The organism is Roseateles koreensis, from assembly GCF_028595305.1.
GTDB classification, from domain to species: Bacteria; Pseudomonadota; Gammaproteobacteria; order Burkholderiales; family Burkholderiaceae_C; genus Paucibacter_A; species Paucibacter_A koreensis.
The window spans coordinates 118,398-137,606 of sequence record NZ_JAQQXS010000012.1 but is presented as its reverse complement, the minus strand read 5'-3'; the positions used below and the strand labels follow the sequence as shown (position 1 = coordinate 137,606).

Genomic DNA, 19,209 nt, shown 5'->3' with positions numbered 1-19,209 from the left:
CTTGAACACCCAGCTCATTCGGAATGGGATGAATTCGTTGAATTTGCCGCTGGCTTCAGGCCTTGGTGTTCAAAGACGTTGATTTCAGGCGCTGGCTTTCGCCTGCTCACGGTAGACCAGCAAGGGTTTGGCACTTTCTTCAATCGTGTGTTCGTCCAACACCACTTTGGCCACCCCATCCAGGGCTGGCAACTCGAACATGGTGTCGATCAGCGAGAGCTCCATGATGGAGCGCAGGCCGCGCGCACCAATTTTGCGGGCCAGGGCTTTCTTGGCGATGGCCGTCAGCGCGGAGGGGCGGATTTCCAACTCCACGCCGTCCATGGCGAACAACTGCTGGTACTGCTTGACCAGGGCGTTCTTGGGTTCGGTGAGGATCTGAATCAGCGCGTCTTCGGTCAACTCGCCCAGGGTGGCAACCACCGGCAGGCGGCCCACCAACTCAGGAATAATGCCGAATTTAATCAGGTCGGCCGGCTCGACTTCACGGAAGATTTCCGAAACACGACGCTCGTCCTTGCTCTTCACCGTGGCACCGAAGCCAATGCCGGTTTTCTCAGAACGGTTTTGAATGACCTTTTCAAGGCCATCAAAAGCACCGCCGCAAATGAACAAGATGTTGGTCGTGTCAATCTGCAAGAAGTCCTGATTCGGATGCTTGCGCCCCCCCTGCGGAGGCACTGAAGCCATCGTGCCTTCAACCAGTTTCAACAAGGCCTGCTGCACACCCTCGCCCGACACATCGCGGGTGATGGACGGGTTGTCGGCCTTGCGGGAGATCTTGTCGATTTCGTCGATGTAGACGATACCGCGCTGTGCCCGCTCGACGTCGTAGTTGCAGTTCTGCAGCAGCTTTTGAATGATGTTTTCGACGTCCTCACCCACATAACCAGCTTCGGTCAAGGTGGTGGCGTCGGCAATCACGAAGGGCACGTTCAACAAACGCGCCAGGGTTTGGGCCAGCAAGGTCTTGCCGGAGCCGGTGGGGCCGATCAGCAAGATATTGCTCTTGGCCAATTCCACCGTGTCTTTGTTGCCCGCCATATGGCGCAGGCGCTTGTAATGGTTGTACACCGCCACGGACAAGGTGCGCTTGGCAACGTCTTGACCGATCACGTACTGATCAAGGCTGGCCTTGATCTCGCTGGGCACGGGCAAGTCTGATTTGCTGGCGCGCGCAGCCGGCGTTTCGGCAGGCACTTCGTCGCGCACGATGTCGTTGCACAGCTCAATGCATTCATCACAGATGAACACCGATGGGCCAGCAATCAACTTCTTCACTTCATGCTGGCTTTTGCCGCAGAAGGAGCAGTACAGGACTTTTTCGCTGGAGTTGCCTTTTTTCTCGGCCATGGATCTGCTTGTCTTTCAGGCGTTAATGCCTGCTGTGATGATAGTTCAAACGCACGAGGGGCCCTTTTCTTGATAAGGGCCCCAATACGCCACCTGTTGGGCGTTGAAAAACGCGGACAGGCCGGTATCAGCCCATCCATTCTTCAAGTTACGGGCGCTTTTCGAGCACACCGTCGATCAGACCATAGGTCTGCGCTTCGGCAGCGGACATGTAGTAATCGCGCTCGGTATCGGCCTGGATCTTCTCCAGGCTCTGGCCAGAGCGCTCGGCCAGAATGCGGTTCAGCTGCTCGCGGGTCTTGAGAATCTCGCGGGCGTGAATTTCGATGTCGGTAGCTTGACCCTGCGCGCCGCCCAGCGGTTGGTGAATCATCACCTTCGCATTGGGCAGTGCAAAACGCTTGCCCTTTTCACCGGCGGCGAGCAAGAAAGCGCCCATGCTGGCGGCCATGCCCATGCACAGCGTGGAGACCTGCGGCTTGATGAACTGCATGGTGTCAAAAATCGACATGCCTGCAGAAACACTGCCGCCGGGGGAGTTGATGTAGAGGTAGATGTCCTTGTCGGGGTTCTCGCTCTCCAGGAACAACATCTGCGCCACCACCAGATTGGCCACGGCGTCATTGACGGGGCCCACCAAGAAGATGATGCGCTCACGCAGCAAGCGGCTGTAGATGTCGTAGGCACGCTCGCCGCGGCCTGATTGTTCGATCACGATGGGCACCATGCCCAGGTTGTTGATTTCCAGCGCGCTCATGAGGCTCCTTGGAGAAAAGTCGAGGTAGACCGTGGTGAATCAGGTATGGGGACTGATTATGTCGCCACAAGGCCTGACCCATCGACGCGGGCGAAAAAGCAAAGAAAAAGCGCCGCCCTTGCGGTACGGCGCTTTCGTCATTCGAGGGCTCGAATGAAAATCAGTTGGCTTGCGCCATCAGTTCATCGAAAGGCAAGGCCTTGTCGCTGACCTGCGCCTTGGACAACACGAAGTCGGTGACGTTGTTTTCAACCACAACGGCTTCCACTTCAGCCAGACGATTGCGGTCGCTCAGGTACCAACGCACCACTTCAGCGGGCTTTTCATAGCTCTGGGCCAGCTCTTCAATGTGAGCTTGCAACTGCTCGGGCTTGGCTTGCAGGTTATTGGAGCGAACCAACTCACCCACCACCAGACCCAGGCGTACGCGACGCTCAGCTTGCGGACGGAAGATTTCTTCGGGGATCGGTGCCTTATCGGCATCCTTCACGCCACGCTTCTTCAGGTCTTCACGGGCGGCAGCCACCATGCGCTCGGTTTCACCGGCGATCAGGGCGTTGGGCACGTCGAGCTCAGCGGCAGCCACCAGAGCGTCCATCACGGCGCCCTTGTTGCGAGCCAGCACGCGGAACTTGACTTCACGTTCAAGGTTCTTCTTGATGTCGGCGCGCAAGCCTTCAACGCTGGCATCGGCGATGCCCAGCGACTTGGCGAAGGCCTCGTTCACTTCAGGCAGGTGCTGCGATTCGATCTTCGTGACCGTCACCAAGAAGTCGGCTTCCTTGCCGGCCACGTCTTTGCCGTGGTAGTCCTCAGGGAAAGCCAGCGGGAAGGTCTTGGAGTCGCCGGCCTTCATACCGCGCACGGCCTTCTCGAAAGCTTCCAGCATCTGGCCTTCGCCAATGATGAATTGGAAGCCATCGGCCTTACCGCCTTGGAAAGGCTCGCCGTCCAGCTTGCCTTCGAAGTCGATGGTGACGCGATCACCTTCAGCCGCCACGTCAGCCGCACCGCGCTGGGCGAAGCTGCGACGCTGCTTGCGCAGGATCTCAACGGTCTTGTCAATGGCTTCTTCGGTCACTTCGCTGACAACACGCTCAACAGCGGCGGTAGCCAGGTCGTTGATCTTGACGTCAGGGTAGATCTCGAAGGTGGCGTCGAAAGCCATCTGGCCTTCAGGCGACTCGTCCTTTTGGGCGATCTTCGGGGCACCAGCAACGCGCAATTGCGCCTCATTGGCTGCGCTGGAGAAGGCTTCGCCCAGCTTGTCGTTCATGACTTCGTACTGGACGGAGTAGCCATAACGCTGGGTGACAACGCTCATCGGCACCTTGCCGGGGCGGAAGCCGTCAGCCTTGACGGTACGAGCGAGCTTCTTGAGACGAAGCTCCACTTCGCTGTTGATGTCTGCAGCCGCCAGCGTGAGCGTGATGCGGCGTTCGAGCTTTTCGAGGGTTTCGACGGTGACAGCCATGTTTGACTCAATACAAAGTTATCTGGTGCGCGGGGCCGGACTCGAACCGGCACGCCGGTGAAGGCGTCAGGACCTAAACCTGGTGCGTCTACCAATTTCGCCACCCGCGCTGGAGGATTTCAGACCCGCCAGGCTTTGGAAAACAGGGATTGGCGGCATGCCCTTGCGGACTCCTCGCTCCCCTGCACCCTCAGCCCGGCAAACCTGCGGCATTTCGGCAGAACCGTGGATTGTAGCCATTTTGCAGAGCCCAATTCCACGCCCCAGGAAAACCCGAGGCGGAAATCAGGCCGCTCGAGGCCTGCGCCGCCCTATCGTGTCGCCGACTGAGGTGACTTGACGCGGAACCACGCTGCATACATAGCCGGCAAAGCCAACAAGGTCAGCGCCGTCGCCACAATCAGCCCGCCCATGATGGCGACCGCCATCGGCCCCCAGAACACGCTGCGTGACAGCGGGATCATGGCCAGCACCGCGGCAGCGGCGGTCAACACGATGGGCCTGAAGCGGCGCACCGCCGACTCCACAATCGCCGTGCTATCCGGAACGCCTCGCGCCCGGTCTTGCTCGATCTGGTCGATCAGGATCACTGAATTGCGCATGATCATGCCCATCAGCGCCACCACGCCCAGCAGGGCCACAAACCCGAACGGACGGTTGAACAGCAACAGCGCAGCCGCAACGCCGGCAATCCCCAGCGGGCCAGTCAAGAACACCAACATCGAGCGCGAGAAGCTCTGTAGCTGCAACATCAGCAAGGTAAAGATGATGAACAGCATCATCGGAATGCCCGCAGCGATCGAGCCCTGGCCCTTGCTGCTTTCTTCGACAGCACCGGCCACCGCGATGGTGTAGCCCGGCGGCATCTTGGCTTGCAACGCCTGCATTTGCGGCCACAGTTGCGCGGTGACCGTCGCCCCTTGCAGTCCTTCCGCCACGTCGCCCTGCACGGTCACCGCGTAGTCGCGCGCCTCGCGCCACAACACGCCAGGCTCCCAGGCAAACCCAACCTTGGCAATCTGCGTCAAAGGAATGGCGCGCCCGCTGCTGGTCGGCACATAGGCACTGCCGATGTCGGTGATGACATCGCGTTCATTCAAAGGTTGGCGCAACACGATGTCGATCAGCTTGTTGCCTTCGCGGTACTGGCCAATGGTGCTCCCCGAAAACAAGGTACGTGCCGACTGCGCCAGGGCTTGGCTGCTGACGCCCAGGGCGCGCGCCTTGTCTTGATCAATCTCCAGCTTCAAGACCTTGATGGACTCGTTCCAGTTGTCATTCACACCGCGCATATTGGCGTTGGCCACCAGCAGGGCCTTGGCCTCGTCACCCCAATGCCGCACTTCATCTACGTTAGGGCCCGCCACGCGGAACTGCACCGGATACGGCACCGGTGGCCCGTTGGGCAGCAGCTTGACGCGTGCCCGCACCTCAGGAAACTCGGCCGCTACCAAGGCGGGCAGGCGCTTGCGCAACTCCTCGCGCTGATGCAAATCGCGGGTCAGCAAAATCGACTGGCTGACATTGGGCTGCGGGAAGATCACATCCAGCGGCAGGTAGAAGCGCGGCACGCCGGTGCCAATCCAGCTGCTGACCGTGGCCACCCCCGACTCCTTCATCATCCTGGCCTCAAAGCGCTTGGAAATCTCGCGGCTTTGCTGGATGGTCGAGCCTTCAGGCAGCGTCAGGTCCACCAGAATTTCAGGCCGGCTAGAGTCCGGGAAGAACTGCTGCTGTACGCGCCCCATGCCCACCAGGCCCAAGGCAAAAATCAACAGCGTCATGCCAATGGTTTTCCAGCGGTTTGTCACGCACCATCCCACCAGCACACGGAAGCGGCTGTAGAACGGCGTGTCGAACAGCTCATGGGCTTCACCCCCGTGGTTCGAGGCATGCGTCTTGAGCAACAGGGCGCCGAGATACGGCACGAAGTAGATCGACACCAGCCAGCTGATGATCAAGGCGGCAGCCGTGACCGCGAAGATGGCAAAGGTGTATTCGCCTGTGGTTGACTTGGCCATGCCAATGGGCAGAAAACCCACGGCCGTGATCAAGGTGCCGGTCAGCATGGGCATGGCCGTGGCGTCGTAGGCAAAGGTGGCCGCGTGCATCTTGTCGTAGCCTTCTTCAAGCTTGCGCACCATCATCTCCACGGCAATGATGGCGTCGTCCACCAGCAGCCCCAACGCGATGATCAAAGAACCTAGCGATATCTTGTGCAGGCCCACGCCCCAATAGAACATGGTCACAAACGTAATGGCCAGCACCAGCGGAATGGTGATGGCCACGACCATGCCCGGCCAGATGTCAATGCGCAGGGGTTTGGTGTGCAGGCCCAGCGAAATGAAGCTGACCGCCAGCACAATCACCACCGCCTCGACCAGCACGTGCACGAACTCGCTGACCGAGCGGGTCACCGCCTCCGGCTGATCTTGAATCTGCTCAAATTCGATGCCCGCTGGCAGTTGTTTGCGGATGGCGGCGGCGGCCACCTGCAATGACTTGCCCATGGCGACAATGTCGCCGCCCTTGGCCATCGAAATGCCCAAGGCAATGACGTCCTTGCCCTGATGGCGCACCATGATGGCGGGCGGGTCAACGTAGGCCCGAGTGACTTCAGCAATATCCGACAGATGCAAGCTGCTGGCCTGGCCCGTGCTGGGATTGACGGCGCGGATGGGGAAGTCCTTGAGTGCCTGAACCGAGTTGAACTGGCCCTGCACCCGCAGCTGCAGATTGCCGCTGCCGGCATTCAGCACGCCAGCGCCTTCCACGGCGTTCTGCGCACTCAGCTGGCTGATCACCTGATTGAAATCCAGGCCCAAGGTGGCCACACGCTTTTGCGAGATTTCGACAAAAATCTTCTCGGCTTGAACGCCAAACTGCTCCACTTTGGCCACATCAGGCACTTTCAACAAGGCTGAACGCACCTGATCGGCGTGCTGACGCAACTCCTCGAACGTGAAACCCGTAGCCGACAACGCGAAGATCGAGCCATAAACGTCCCCGAACTGGTCGTTGAAAACTGGCCCGATGACGCCCTGCGGCAGCGTATTGGCCATGTCGCCAATGCGCTTGCGCACTTGATACCAGGCATCGCCGACTTCTTTAGGCGGTGCGTTTTCTTTCAGCTGAAAAATCGTGAGTGACTCACCCGGCTTGGTGTAACTGCGAATTCGATCGGCATGAGGAACCTCCTGCAAGGTCTTCTCGATCTTGTCGGTGACCTGTTCAGCCACCTGCTGCGCCGTGGCGCCCGGCCAGAAGGCCTGCACCACCATCAGCCGAAAAGTAAACGGCGGGTCTTCATCCTGGCCCAGCTGAAAATAGGCGGCAAAGCCCATCAGCATCAGCACAACCATGAGGTAACGCGTTAGCGATGGGTGCTCCAACGCCCAGCGCGACACATTGAAATGCCGGCCTCCGGCGCTCTTAACGGCCTTGGGCGACTTGCTTGCTTGACTGCTCATGCTGGCTCCGTGCTCAGTGCGACGCCGCATCCGGCGCCACATAGCGCCGAACTTTTTGTCCGGCCTTGAGCACATGCACGCCCGCCACCACCACCTCCAGGCCCGGCTGCAGGCCGCCGCTGATCACGACGTCATTGCCATCCGCGCCGCCAATCTGCACTGCTTGAGATTGCAGCATCATGGTTTTGGGGTCGAGCACCCACACCGCGTTCTTGCCCTGCTCTTGCATCACCGCAGAAAGCGGCAGCTTGATCACCGGCCCGGCACGCGGCGCTTTCAGGGTCACCGTGGCGGTTTGCCCCAATTTGGTGTCCAAGCTGCCCACATCGGCCTTGACCAGAAAGGTGCGCGTCACCGGGTCAGCGGCGGCCGACACCTCTCGCAGCACAGCGTCACGCGGCGATTGCCCAGGCCCCCACAAGGTGAACTTCAACGCGCCGGGCTGAGCCGCAGCGGTCCGAAATGCGTCCAGATGATCTTCCGGCACCGAGAACACCACGTCGCGAGGACCGTTCTGCGCAATGCGCACAATGGGCGTCCCGGCGCTCACGACCATGCCAGGTTCGGCGTCCACGCTGGTGACCACGCCGGCAACATCCGCCATCAATTGGGCGTAGGTCGTCTGGTTGTCCTGCACATTGCCCTGCGCCTTGGCTTGATCCAACTGAGCCTGGGCCGCTTTGAACACATTGCTGCGCCGCTCCAGCTCGGCAGCACTGATAAAGCCCTGCTGCTGCAAGTCGATGTAGCGCTTGTAGTCAGCCGCGGCCTGATCGCGGTTGGTACGGGCGGCAAACACGGCCGCATCTGAGGCCGTTCGGGCCAACAGCAGGTCTTGCTCGTCCAATTGGGCCAACAGCTGCCCCGGTCGAACCACATCGCCGAGATTGACCTTGCGCGACAAAATCTTGCCGCCCACGCGGAAGGACAAGCGCGATTCGATCCGTGCGCGCACCTCGGCCGCGTACTCATACGTCATGCCCGCCGCCTCCGACTTCAGCTGCACCGTGCGAACGGCCCGTTCGGGTTCAGCCGCCTGCTCCTGCTTGCCACAGGCAGTCAAAAGCACCACAAGGCTGAGCGCCGGAGCCCACAGCAAGTCCCTGGAAATTCGAAAAGGCATGAACAACCTCAATCAATCTGACTACTGAATTGCCATCGCGCCCCGCACAGGCCATGGCCTGATCCAAGGCGCGACAAAATTATTGACCAACTGGTCAGTAATGTATGCAAGGCCTCTGAACCTGTCAAACCAAGCTTCAAATGACCAGCCTCCGTCAAGCCTGGGCGCCTGATTGAGCCACACTGTCTCCGCGTGCGTCAGCCCCTAAATTGCACCGCTGCGCAAACCATGAGCCTCACTTTCGCCCACACAATCCTGCCTGTGAGCATCGAACACTATGAAAATTTTCCCGTCGCGTCCTGGCTCTGCCCCAAGCGCCTGCGCCCTGCCATCGCGGCGATCTACTATTTCGCCCGCACCGCTGACGACCTCGCCGATGAGGGCAATGTCTCCAACGCACAACGGCGGGCCGACCTTGCCGCTTACCGGGCCGACCTCAACGCGGCCTGCCAAGGCACGCCGTATTCCGCACGTTGGGCAACAACCGTCTTTGACCCACTGAGCGTTGTACTGACCGAATATCGGCTGCCGCAGCGTTTGCTTGACGATTTGCTGGACGCGTTTGAGCAAGATTTGCACAAGACCCACTACGTCGACCGCGACGAATTGCTGGACTACTGCCGCCGGTCCGCCAACCCCGTGGGTCGTTTGCTGCTGCATCTCTACGGCATCACCGACCCACTGGCCTTGCAGCGCTCAGACGCCATCTGCACCAGCCTGCAGTTGATCAACTTCTGGCAAGACTTCAGCCGGGACGGGCCGCGTGGCCGGGTGTATGCGCCCCTCACCGATCTACAAAGTCAAGGCCTCGGTCTGGAGGCGATACGCCAATGCAAAGACAGCCCCGCCGCCCGCGCCTTGATTGCCGATTTATGCAACTGGGCCGAAGCCTTGATGCGTGACGGCGCCCCGCTGGTGCATCAAATTCCCGGGCGCGCGGGCTGGGAGTTGCGCCTCGTTGTGCAAGGCGGGCTGCGCATTCTTGAGAGAATCCGCCACATGCAATTCGCCAGCCTCACACATCGCCCCAAAATCACTGCCTTCGACGCCCCGCTTTTGCTGTTGCGCGCCTGTCGCATGCGCGCCCCGCAACCCACCAAGGAGACCTCGTGAGCCCCGAGCAGTACGTGCAGGACAAGGCCGCCAAGAGTGGTTCCAGCTTTTATTACGCCTTTTTATTCCTGCCCGCCCAACGCCGCGCCGCGATCACGGCGTTCTACGCGTTTTGCCGCGAGGTGGACGACGTCGTCGATGAAATCCAGGACACCGGTGTGGCTGCCACGAAACTGGCCTGGTGGCGCAAGGAAGCCGCCGGCGCTTTTGCCGGCCAACCGCAGCACCCCGTCATGCAAGCCTTGCTGCCGCACTGCGCCACGTTTGATATTCGGCTGTCGCACTTGAACGCCGTCATCGACGGCTGCCAAATGGACCTGGAACAAACGCGTTACCTCGACTACCCCGGCCTGCAGCGCTATTGCCACCTGGTGGCGGGCGTGGTGGGGGAAGTGGCGGCCAATATATTCGGCCACACACAGCCTGAAACCACCGCCTATGCACACAAGCTGGGTCAGGCCATGCAGTTGACCAATATCATTCGAGACGTGGGTGACGACGCACGGCGTGGCCGGATCTACCTGCCCATTTCGGAGCTTCAACAGTTCGACGTGAAAGCGCATGAGATCTTGCTTCGCACCCGGCCCTGGGGCTATAGCGAGCGTTTTTCGGCCCTGATGAAGTTTCAGGCGCAGCGTGCGCATCAGCTCTACGACGAGGCGTTTGCCCTGCTGCCTGACGCCGACCGACGCGCCCAGAAGCCCGGCTTGATGATGGCCAATATCTACCGCGCCCTGCTGCGGGAAATCGAGGCTGAAAACTTTCGTGTGCTCGAACAACGCATCTCTCTGACGCCACTGCGCAAACTGCTCATCGCCCTGCGCACCCAATGGACGGGGCGTTGAGCACCCGCCAAATCGCCGTCATCGGCGGGGGGTGGGCGGGCTTGGCGAGTGCCGTGGCAGCCAGCCAGCGCGGGGCGAAGGTGAGTCTTTTCGAAATGGCGGGGCAGCTCGGTGGGCGCGCCCGCAGCTTGCCCGGCGATGCACTCACGCCGGGGCTGGACAACGGCCAGCACATCCTGATCGGCGCCTATACCCACAGCCTGAAGTTGATGGCAGCCCTGGGGGTCGACATCGATCAGGCCTTTTTGCGCACCCCATTGCGCCTTCGCTACCCGCGGCATGAAGGCTTGCAATTGCCGCCGGGTCCGCCACTGCTCAGCTTTGCCCGAGGCGTGTGGGCCCACCCAAGCTGGCCCGCCAAAGCACGGCTGCAATTGCTGCTGGCCGCGTCGACCTGGCTGGCGCGTGGATTCAGCGCAGACGCCCGCCTCAGCGTTTCAACGCTATGCACGGGTTTGCCCAAGTGCGTCCGGCAAGACCTGATCGAGCCGCTGTGCGTGGCGGCCCTCAATACGCCAGCGGCTCAGGCCAGCGCCCAAGTTTTCCTGCGGGTCTTGCGTGACGCCCTGTTCAGTGGGGCCGGTAGTGCCGATCTGCTAGTGCCCCGGCAAGGGCTGAGTACGCTGATGGCAACACCGGCGATGAAGCACCTGAGCGCCCAAGGCGTGCACATTCACCTGGGGACACGCGTCCAGACGCTTGCCGCCGAAGACTCAGCATGGCGGGTGAACGAGCACCGCTTCGACCAAGTCATACTGGCCTGCAGTTCGAGCGAGGCTGCGCGCCTGACGCAAGTCCTGGCCCCCGGTTGGTCGGCAATGGCCCAGAATTTGCAATTTGAGCCCATCGTCACCGTCTACATCCGAAGCCCGGGCTCGGCGCTGCCCGCCCCCATGGTGGCCTTGCAGGAAGGCCCTGATGCACCCGCCCAATTCGTCTTCGACCTGGGCCAGTTGGGCACCCACCCCGGCTTGTTCGCCTGGGTGATCAGCGGTGCGTCAGCCTGGGTCGCGCGGGGCCTGGATGAAACGGCGAACCGGACCCTGGCCCAGGCCCAGCAAGAGTTCGACTGGGCCAGCCCCCCCGAGGTGGCACGCGTGTTGGCCGAAAAGCGCGCAACCTTCGCCTGCACGCCCGGGCTGCAAAGGCCGCCCATGCGCATCGCCCCCGGCTTGCTGGCCGCGGGCGACTATGTGGCCGGCCCCTACCCCGCCACGCTGGAAGGCGCTGTGCGCGCTGGGCAAGCCGCCGCGTCAGCCTTGGGTTGAAACGCGCGCCGTTGAGGTCGTCAAGTTCTCAAAATCGGGGCGCGAACGGCGCTGCAAGCGGTTCACCCACAAACACGCCCTGCCCAGGCCAAGCCACGCTGTGCCAATAAGCTTCTAACGCCGAAAGTCCCTGCACATAGCTGAACAACAGCAGCTGCGGTTGCGGAAATTTTTGCAGATGATTGCACGGCTCGCTGACCGTGCCATAACTCGCCGTTGCACCTGACTCCAGCCAATCAAGCGCGCTCATCTGCCCGCCCTCTGGCTTGGGCTCCAATTGCCCGCCGAACGAGGTCAGATGGTCTGCCAAAGCGCCCGGCATCCAATCCACCTGATCAAGCCCGGGCACACTCGCCAAGCCGGTTTGATAAATCAACACCCGCTGCAGGGGCGGCAAAGTGGCCTGATTTTCGCGCCGCATATCGACCCCCAGCGCCCGCAACTTGCCGGGCGGCGGAAACAAGGCTGCACGCACATTTCGATTCGCGTCGGCAGTTGCTACAAAGTAAGCATTGACCGGCGCAAAACCCGGCAAGCTTTGGTCCGCCGCAATGCCCCGGTCAATCAAGGCGCGCCCCGCTTGTACACTGCGTGCCGCCAGCAACATGGAGGGTCGCAAGCCCAGGTCGGTAAAGGGCTTGGCCCCGGCATAACTCAGGTACGGCGAGGGCTTGGAGGCCGCGCACCCGTTGCTGCACAACTCCGCTTGAAAACCAAGCGCCAAAGCCCCGGTAATCGAATTGCAGGCCACCGCATAGGGCTGGGTCCAGGCCAGCGCCAGCGCTTGCACTTCAAGACCCAGCTTGGCCTTGAGCTGCGCCTGCAAGCCTTCAAACTCGCTGGGCGACAGGCTAGCGCGTACCGGCAGATGCACATAGGCGATGTGCGCGTCAGGAATGCCACGCTGGCGCGCGTAGTAAGCCCCTACAGCGACCGAATAGGGGTCGTCCAGATTGACAACCAGACCCAGTTCAGACGCTGTAATTCGCCCTTGCAGGCGTTGGATGCGCAACACCCCGCCATGCGCGGGCGCCGACGCGGACACCGGAGCAGCGCTTGCCGCACCGGGCACCGGCACTACCGGCTCCTGTGCCCGGGCAAACGACAGGGGCAAGCCCATCATCAACGCAGCCAGGAGGATGAAACTCAGCGCCAGGCGATGGGCCGCAAGTCCAACCGGCCCACACGCTGTTGCATGGACGAAACCATATCGAGGGGCGAATCTATTTTTCGCAATGCAAAACAAGGAAAACTCCCGCACAATCTGCTCATGAAGAATACAGAGGTCAAAACGCCTGCGATTCAGGTGCTTGAGCGCATGTTTGCGCTGCTGGACGTATTGGCCAGCCATCAAGATCCTGTCTCGTTGAAAGAAATCAGTGCCAGCACTGGCCTGCACCCGTCCACTGCGCACCGCATTCTCAACGATCTGGCGCTGGGCCGGTTGGTTGACCGGCCTGAGGCGGGTAGCTACCGACTGGGTATGCGCATGCTGGAACTGGGAAACCTGGTCAAAGCCCGCCTGGATGTGCGTGATGCAGCCCTGGCGCCCATGCGCGAATTGCACAAATTTACCCATCAGCCTGTGAACCTGTCGGTTCGCCAGGGGGACGAAATCGTCTACATCGAGCGCACATACAGCGAGCGCTCGGGCATGCAGGTGGTTCGTGCTGTGGGTGGCCGTGCGCCGCTGCATCTGACATCGGTGGGCAAACTGTTCCTGGCCAGCGAAGACCCCGCACGAGTTCGCAGTTATGCCGCCCGCACAGGCTTGGCCGGACACACGCGAAACAGCCTCACCGACATCCAGGCCCTGGAGCGTGAAATGGCGCTAGTGCGCCAGCGCGGCGTGGCGCGAGACGACGAAGAGCTGGAACTGGGGGTGCGCTGCATGGCGGCGGGCATCTATGACGATCAGGCCAAGTTGATTGCCGGCCTGTCGATTTCCGCCCCGGCGGACCGTCTTGAAGAATCCTGGCTGGCCCGTTTGAAAGACACTGCGGCCCAAATTTCTGCCGAATTGGGCTACCGGGGCGTCTGAGCGCCGGCCTCAACGCAATCTAGGCCCCCAGCGGGCCGTAAAAAACGCGCCGAGGCGCGTTTTTCTGTTTCAAGCCCAAGCGACACATCAGTCGCCAACCTTGGTCTTGGCGTGATTGATCTCGAATTGGTTGCTGGTGATCCACTTGCGCACCCGCTCGGCATCACCGATCCGCGAATACTTGCCCGTGGAGTCCAAAAACACCATGATGAGTTTGCGACCCGCCATGCGCGCCTGCATCACCAGGCAACGGCCGGCCTCATTGATGAAACCGGTTTTCTGCAAACCAATGTCCCAGCCCGGGTTGCTCAATAGCCCATTGGTGCTGTGGAACTGAACTTGCCGGTGGCCCAGCGCCACCTGATATTCACGCGAGGTGGACAGCTCGCGAAGCAACGGCACCTCGTGAGCCACCTTCACCAGCGCGGCCAAATCCTTGGCGCTGGACTGGTTGTGGCTGTTCAGGCCCGTAGGCTCCACGTAGTGCGTGTCCTTCATGCCCAGAGACTGCGCCTTCTGGTTCATGGCCGCCACAAACGCATTCAAACCGCCGGGATAGTGGCGTCCCATGGCATTGGCCGCACGATTCTCAGACGCCATCAGTGCCAGGTGCATCATCTCACCACGGGTCAGCGTCGTGCCGACGACCAAGCGCGAATGGGTGCCCTTTTCAGAGTCAATGTCTTCGTCGGTGATGGTCAATTTTTCATCCATCGACTGGCCGGCATCCACCACCACCAAGGCCGTCATCAGCTTGGTGATCGAAGCGATGGGCAGCACCGCGGAGGAATTCTTGGAAAACAGCACTTCGTTGGTGTCTTGATCCAAGACCAAGGCGACACTGGACTTCAGCGCCAGCGGGTCTTCCACCGAATGCAGGCCATAAAGCTGACCATACGTGGGCTTGGCCGCCACGATGGTGGCGCCGGCCCCTGCGGCAGCAAGCTTGCGGCCATTGCGTGCACCGCGCACAGCCTTGACTGCCGACTTCTCGGTGCCCTGCGCGCTCGACTTGGCTTTGCGCACCGTCGTACTGGCACTGGCGTTGCGCCCCTCGCTCGGCTTTTTCGCGCTGGACTTGGCCGCAGCGGTCTTGCTTGGGGCCGTGTCGGTCCCTTGCGCATGCGCGGAGAAGCCTGCGGCAGCCAAGGCTGCACACAGGGCGATACGCGGTAACAATGAGTAAATGTTCTTCAATTCGGTCCCCGGCGACTGTCACTCAGTTTAAGTGATCAGAAAAACACACGCAAGATCAAAAACTTAAAGCAGGCTCTTAAAGCTGAGCCTCGCCTTGATACTCACGCATGTCCGGGCGGTCTGCAAGCCAAAACACCGGTTTTCGGTGCGGGATGCGGCCACTCAGCCTTGCGCGGCAACGCGTTCGATCTTGCTGTGCAACTTGTTTAACGCGCTCAGATAGGCTTTGGCTGACGCGACCACGATATCGGGGTCGGCACCCACGCCATTCACCACTCGTCCGGCGAGTTGCAAGCGAACTGTCACTTCGCCTTGTGATTCTGTGCTGCCACTGGTGATGGCATTGACCGAATAGAGCAGCATCTCGACACCACTTTGAGCCGCGGACTCGATCGCCTTCAACACAGCGTCAACGGGGCCGTTGCCCTCGCTCTCGGTGCGGTGCTCCACGTCGCCGGCGGCAAAAACCACCTGCGCGTGCGGGCGCTCCCCGGTTTCCGAGCGCTGAGACAAGGCCACCAGGCGATAGTGCTCATGCTCGGTGGTGACCGATTCGTCCATCACCAGGGCCAGAATATCTTCGTCAAAGATTTCGTTCTTGCGGTCAGCCAGGTCTTTGAAGCGCACAAAGGCGGCGTTGACTTCCGCCTCAGACTCCAGCGAAATGCCCAACTCTTGCAAACGCTGCTTGAAGGCATTGCGCCCGCTCAGCTTGCCCAGCACGATCTTGTTGGCCGCCCAGCCCACGTCTTCGGCACGCATGATTTCATAGGTATCGCGCGCCTTGAGTACGCCGTCTTGGTGAATGCCTGAAGCGTGGGCGAAGGCGTTGGCACCCACCACCGCCTTGTTGGGCTGCACCACGAAACCAGTGGTTTGAGAGACCATGCGCGAGGCCGGCACGATCTGGGTGGCGTCGATATTGAGATCCAGCCCAAAGTAGTCGCGGCGGGTCTTGACCGCCATCACGACTTCTTCGAGCGAGCAATTGCCGGCACGCTCGCCCAGGCCGTTGATGGTGCATTCGATCTGGCGGGCGCCGCCAATCTGCACGCCGGCCAGGGAGTTCGCCACCGCCATGCCCAAGTCGTTATGGCAGTGCACTGACCAGATGGCTTGGTCAGAGTTGGGCACCCGCTCGCGCAAGGTTTTGATGAAGTTGCCGTACAGCTCCGGGATGGCATAGCCCACGGTGTCGGGGATGTTGATGGTGCGCGCGCCAGCCTTGATGACGGCCTCAACCACTTGCGCCAAGAACTCCGGGTCCGAGCGGTAGCCGTCTTCGGGCGAGAACTCAACATCGTCAGTCAGGTTGCGGGCGAATCGCACAGCCTGAATGGCTTGCTCCAGCACCTGCTCGCGGGTCATGCGCAGCTTTTTCTCCATATGGAGTTCACTGGTGGCGATGAAGGTGTGGATGCGCGAGCGGGCAGCGCCTTTCAAGGCCTCGGCCGCGCGGGAGATGTCGCGGTCGTTGGCACGCGCCAGGGAGCAAATGGTGCTCTCGCGCACGGCATCAGCAATCGCCTTGACGGCCTCGAAATCGCCATTGCTGGATGCCGCAAAACCTGCCTCGATCACATCAACGCGCAGCCGCTCAAGTTGGCGGGCAATGCGCAGTTTTTCATCCTTGGTCATAGAGGCGCCGGGGCTTTGCTCGCCGTCGCGCAAGGTGGTGTCAAAAATGATCAGTTGCTGGCTCATGAGGGACTCTCTCTTTATCTTTTCAAGGATCGGGTTTCAGTCTTCAGACCGCTGCCACCGGCGCCGCGGACTCTACCGGTTTCGCCCGCAGCGTCAGGCGCCCCTGCCGGGTGGCACGATTCAGGCCAGAGACAATGGCCTTGAGCGAGGCGGACACGATGTTCGCATCCAGGCCCACGCCGAACAAGGTCTGGGTTTCGCCAACGCGCAACTCCAGATAGGCCGCAGCGCGGGCATTCGCGCCGCTGCCAATGGCGTGCTCGTGGTAATCAAGTACCCGCAGGTCGTCGGACAAATGGCGGCTCAGGCCATCGACAAAAGCATCGATCGGGCCGATGCCCTGGCCGCGAACGTCCAAGCGAGCCCCGCCGATCTGCACCAACGCATGCACGGCGACTTGGCCGCCGCTGTGTTCCGACACGGCTGCCTGAACGGGCGCGCCGGCTTGCGCTTCGGCAAGCCCGTATTCGTTCTCAAAAATACCCCACAGATCGGCGGCTGACAGCTCTTTGCCGGCATCGTCCATGACCGCCTGCACCACCTGGCTGAATTCGATCTGCAAACGGCGCGGCAGTTCGATGCCATATTCGGCCTCCAGCAGATAAGAAATCCCCCCCTTGCCTGACTGGCTGTTGACGCGAATCACCGCGTCATAGCTGCGCCCCAGGTCCTTGGGGTCAATGGGCAGATAGGGCATATCCCAAATCTCGCCCTCCTTGCGGGCGGCAAAAGCCTTTTTGATCGCATCCTGGTGGGAGCCCGAGAAGGATGTGTAGACCAGATCACCCACATACGGATGGCGCGGGTGCACGCTGAGTTGGTTGCAATGCTCGACGCAGCGGCGCACCTCGTCGATGTCTGAAAAATCCAGCTGCGGATGAACCCCTTGCGTGTACAGATTCAAGGCGATGTTGACCAAGTCAACATTGCCGGTGCGCTCGCCATTGCCAAACAAGCAGCCTTCGATGCGATCCGCGCCAGCCATCAGGGCGAACTCGCCCGCTGCCGTGCCCGTGCCACGGTCATTGTGGGGATGCACCGACAGAACAATCGCATCACGACGCGCAAGATACCGATGCATCCACTCGATCATGTCGGCGAAGATATTCGGCGTTGAATGCTCCACAGTGGCAGGCAGGTTGATGATGCACTTGCGCTCAGGTGTCGCGCCCCAGGCTTCAGTCACGGCGTCAACCACGCGCTTGGAGAAGACCAACTCGGTGCCGGAGAACATCTCGGGCGAATATTGAAAGACGAATTCGGTGCCGGTTTGCGCCGCGGCCAATTCCTTCACCATGCGCGTGTGACGGACCGCCAAATCAACGATCTGGTCTTCGTCCAAGCCCAGCACCACGCGGCGCATCACGGGCGCAACCGCGTTGTAAAGGTGGACGATGACACGGCGGGCACCGCGCAGGGACTCAAAAGTGCGCTCAATCAAAGGCTGACGTGCCTGCGTCAACACCTGGATGCTCACATCCGCCGGAATCAAATCTTGCTCGATAAGCAGGCGCACGAAGTCAAAATCCGCCTGCGAGGCCGACGGGAATCCAACCTCGATCTCTTTGAATCCAATCTTGACCAGCATCTGGAACATGCGCAGCTTACGCTGCGGGTCCATCGGCTCAATCAAGGCCTGATTGCCGTCGCGCAAATCGGTGCTAAGCCATTGCGGTGCCTGGGTCAGTTGGGCGTCGGGCCAGGTCCGCTGGGACAAGGCGACGGGTGCAAAGGCGCGGTACTTGGTCTGTGCTTGCTTCAACATGGTGAGGGTTCCAGGTGATTTAAATTTGCAACCCACAGACGCTGAAAAAACAAAAAAGGCCCGCTGCAGGTTGCATACGGGCCGACAAGATCAAACGTTGGATGGACGTGCGCGATCAGTGAACCCGTTGGGTTCCTAGTAGTAGACCGAGCACGTTCAAAGCATTCATAGTCTCGAATATAGCATGAGAGTTGGCACCCTCTTCAATGGTGCAAACCCTTCTCGTCAGGCTCGTCGGTGGAAGTCGCAATCACGCTGACCGGCCGGCCCTTGACCTTCTTGTAGATGTACACGGCATAACCCGACAAACCATAGACACAGAAGAGGAAGAACAGCACCCGCGGCGGGTCGATATTGATCACCGCAATCAGCAAGGCGATTGCCACAATCACGATGAAAGGCACCGAACGTTTGAAGCTTACATCCTTGAAGCTGTAGAACGGCACATTGGTCACCATGGTTAAACCGGCGTACAGCGTGACGCCAAAGGCCAACCAAGCCTGATTCAAATGGGTGTACACGTCTTTGTAGCCTGCGTCGTCCATCACCCACACCAAACCGGCAAGAATGGCCGCTGCCGCTGGACTGGGTACGCCCTGGAAGAAACGCTTGTCAACCACCGCAAGATTGGTGTTGAAGCGAGCCAGGCGCAAGGCCGCCGCAGCGCAATAGACAAAGGAGGCAAACCAGCCCCACTTGCCCAGGCCCTGCAGGCCCCAGATGTACATGATCAAGGCCGGCGCGGCGCCGAAAGACACCATGTCAGACAAGCTGTCCATCTGCTCGCCAAAGGTGCTTTGCGTGTGCGTCATGCGTGCCACGCGGCCGTCCAGGCTGTCCAGCACCATGGCGCTGAAAATACCGTAGGCCGATTGCTCGAAGCGGCCATTCATGGCCATGACGATGGCATAGAAGCCACTGAACAAGGCAGCCAGCGTGAACAGATTGGGCAGGATGTAGATGCCCTTGCGGCGCGGGCGCACCGGCTCGCGAAATTCAATGTCGTCGTCTGATTCGACGAGAGGGTTCTTGGGGTCAGTCATGGGGCGCAAGGATACAGCACGAAACCATTGAAAAAGCCGCGCGGCCTTGCGGCTCA

General features: G+C 60.6%; 14 protein-coding genes and 1 tRNA gene. 4 read left to right on the top strand and 11 right to left on the bottom strand.

Annotation, left to right across the window (positions count from 1 at the left end; genetic code table 11):
* Nucleotides 1–84: 84 nt before the first annotated feature.
* The 6 genes from clpX to PRZ01_RS14190 all read right to left on the bottom strand — a co-directional run bounded on the left by clpX (nt 85) and on the right by PRZ01_RS14190 (nt 8,177).
* Nucleotides 85–1,353 carry an ATP-dependent Clp protease ATP-binding subunit ClpX gene (gene clpX / locus PRZ01_RS14215; protein ID WP_273597459.1) on the bottom strand — a complete coding sequence of 423 codons (1,269 nt, stop codon included), beginning with the start codon at nt 1,351–1,353 and terminating at the stop codon, nt 85–87.
* 148 nt (nt 1,354–1,501) lie between these two features.
* Complete coding sequence (gene clpP / locus PRZ01_RS14210) at nt 1,502–2,110, bottom strand: ATP-dependent Clp endopeptidase proteolytic subunit ClpP (RefSeq protein WP_273597458.1); 609 nt, start codon at nt 2,108–2,110, stop codon at nt 1,502–1,504.
* 160 nt (nt 2,111–2,270) lie between these two features.
* Nucleotides 2,271–3,584, bottom strand: a complete 1,314-nt coding sequence (gene tig, locus PRZ01_RS14205) for a trigger factor (RefSeq protein WP_273597457.1) — start codon at nt 3,582–3,584, stop codon at nt 2,271–2,273.
* A 23-nt stretch (nt 3,585–3,607) separates the two neighbouring features.
* Nucleotides 3,608–3,694: transfer RNA gene (locus PRZ01_RS14200), tRNA-Leu, on the bottom strand.
* A 201-nt stretch (nt 3,695–3,895) separates the two neighbouring features.
* On the bottom strand, nt 3,896–7,054 hold the full coding sequence (locus PRZ01_RS14195; RefSeq protein ID WP_273597456.1) for an efflux RND transporter permease subunit: 3,159 nt from the start codon (nt 7,052–7,054) through the stop codon (nt 3,896–3,898).
* Between the two features lie 13 nt (nt 7,055–7,067).
* Nucleotides 7,068–8,177: an efflux RND transporter periplasmic adaptor subunit gene (locus PRZ01_RS14190; RefSeq protein WP_273597455.1), complete on the bottom strand. Its 1,110-nt coding sequence runs from the start codon at nt 8,175–8,177 to the stop codon at nt 7,068–7,070.
* Between the two features lie 228 nt (nt 8,178–8,405).
* On the opposite strand from PRZ01_RS14190, the gene hpnC reads away from it, so the two are divergent.
* The 3 genes from hpnC to hpnE are packed head-to-tail and all read left to right on the top strand — an operon-like array spanning nt 8,406 to nt 11,403.
* Complete coding sequence (gene hpnC, locus PRZ01_RS14185; protein WP_273597454.1) at nt 8,406–9,290, top strand: squalene synthase HpnC; 885 nt, start codon at nt 8,406–8,408, stop codon at nt 9,288–9,290.
* Nucleotides 9,287–10,135, top strand: a complete 849-nt coding sequence (gene hpnD, locus PRZ01_RS14180) for a presqualene diphosphate synthase HpnD (RefSeq protein WP_273597453.1) — start codon at nt 9,287–9,289, stop codon at nt 10,133–10,135. Before hpnC ends, hpnD begins: the two co-directional genes overlap by 4 nt.
* Nucleotides 10,132–11,403, top strand: a complete 1,272-nt coding sequence (gene hpnE / locus PRZ01_RS14175; RefSeq protein ID WP_338111474.1) for a hydroxysqualene dehydroxylase HpnE — start codon at nt 10,132–10,134, stop codon at nt 11,401–11,403. The genes hpnD and hpnE overlap by 4 nt, the downstream gene beginning before the upstream one ends.
* A gap of 28 nt (nt 11,404–11,431) precedes the next feature.
* Here the strand turns inward: hpnE and PRZ01_RS14170 are convergent, their stop codons facing one another.
* Entirely contained in the window at nt 11,432–12,526 is a 1,095-nt protein-coding gene (locus PRZ01_RS14170) for a TIGR03790 family protein (RefSeq protein WP_273597451.1), read from the bottom strand.
* Between the two features lie 147 nt (nt 12,527–12,673).
* Here PRZ01_RS14170 and PRZ01_RS14165 point away from each other — a divergent pair, with 147 nt between their 5' ends.
* On the top strand, nt 12,674–13,444 hold the full coding sequence (locus tag PRZ01_RS14165) for an IclR family transcriptional regulator (protein ID WP_273597450.1): 771 nt from the start codon (nt 12,674–12,676) through the stop codon (nt 13,442–13,444).
* An 87-nt stretch (nt 13,445–13,531) separates the two neighbouring features.
* Here the strand turns inward: PRZ01_RS14165 and pbpG are convergent, their stop codons facing one another.
* The 4 genes from pbpG to pssA form a co-directional block, all read right to left on the bottom strand.
* On the bottom strand, nt 13,532–14,641 hold the full coding sequence (pbpG, locus tag PRZ01_RS14160) for a D-alanyl-D-alanine endopeptidase (RefSeq protein ID WP_276598319.1): 1,110 nt from the start codon (nt 14,639–14,641) through the stop codon (nt 13,532–13,534).
* Between the two features lie 162 nt (nt 14,642–14,803).
* Entirely contained in the window at nt 14,804–16,345 is a 1,542-nt protein-coding gene (locus PRZ01_RS14155; protein WP_273597449.1) for a 2-isopropylmalate synthase, read from the bottom strand.
* A 43-nt stretch (nt 16,346–16,388) separates the two neighbouring features.
* Complete coding sequence (gene leuA / locus PRZ01_RS14150; RefSeq protein WP_273597448.1) at nt 16,389–18,110, bottom strand: 2-isopropylmalate synthase; 1,722 nt, start codon at nt 18,108–18,110, stop codon at nt 16,389–16,391.
* Between the two features lie 203 nt (nt 18,111–18,313).
* Complete coding sequence (gene pssA, locus PRZ01_RS14145) at nt 18,314–19,153, bottom strand: CDP-diacylglycerol--serine O-phosphatidyltransferase (RefSeq protein WP_273597447.1); 840 nt, start codon at nt 19,151–19,153, stop codon at nt 18,314–18,316.
* Between the last annotated feature and the right edge of the window lie 56 nt (nt 19,154–19,209).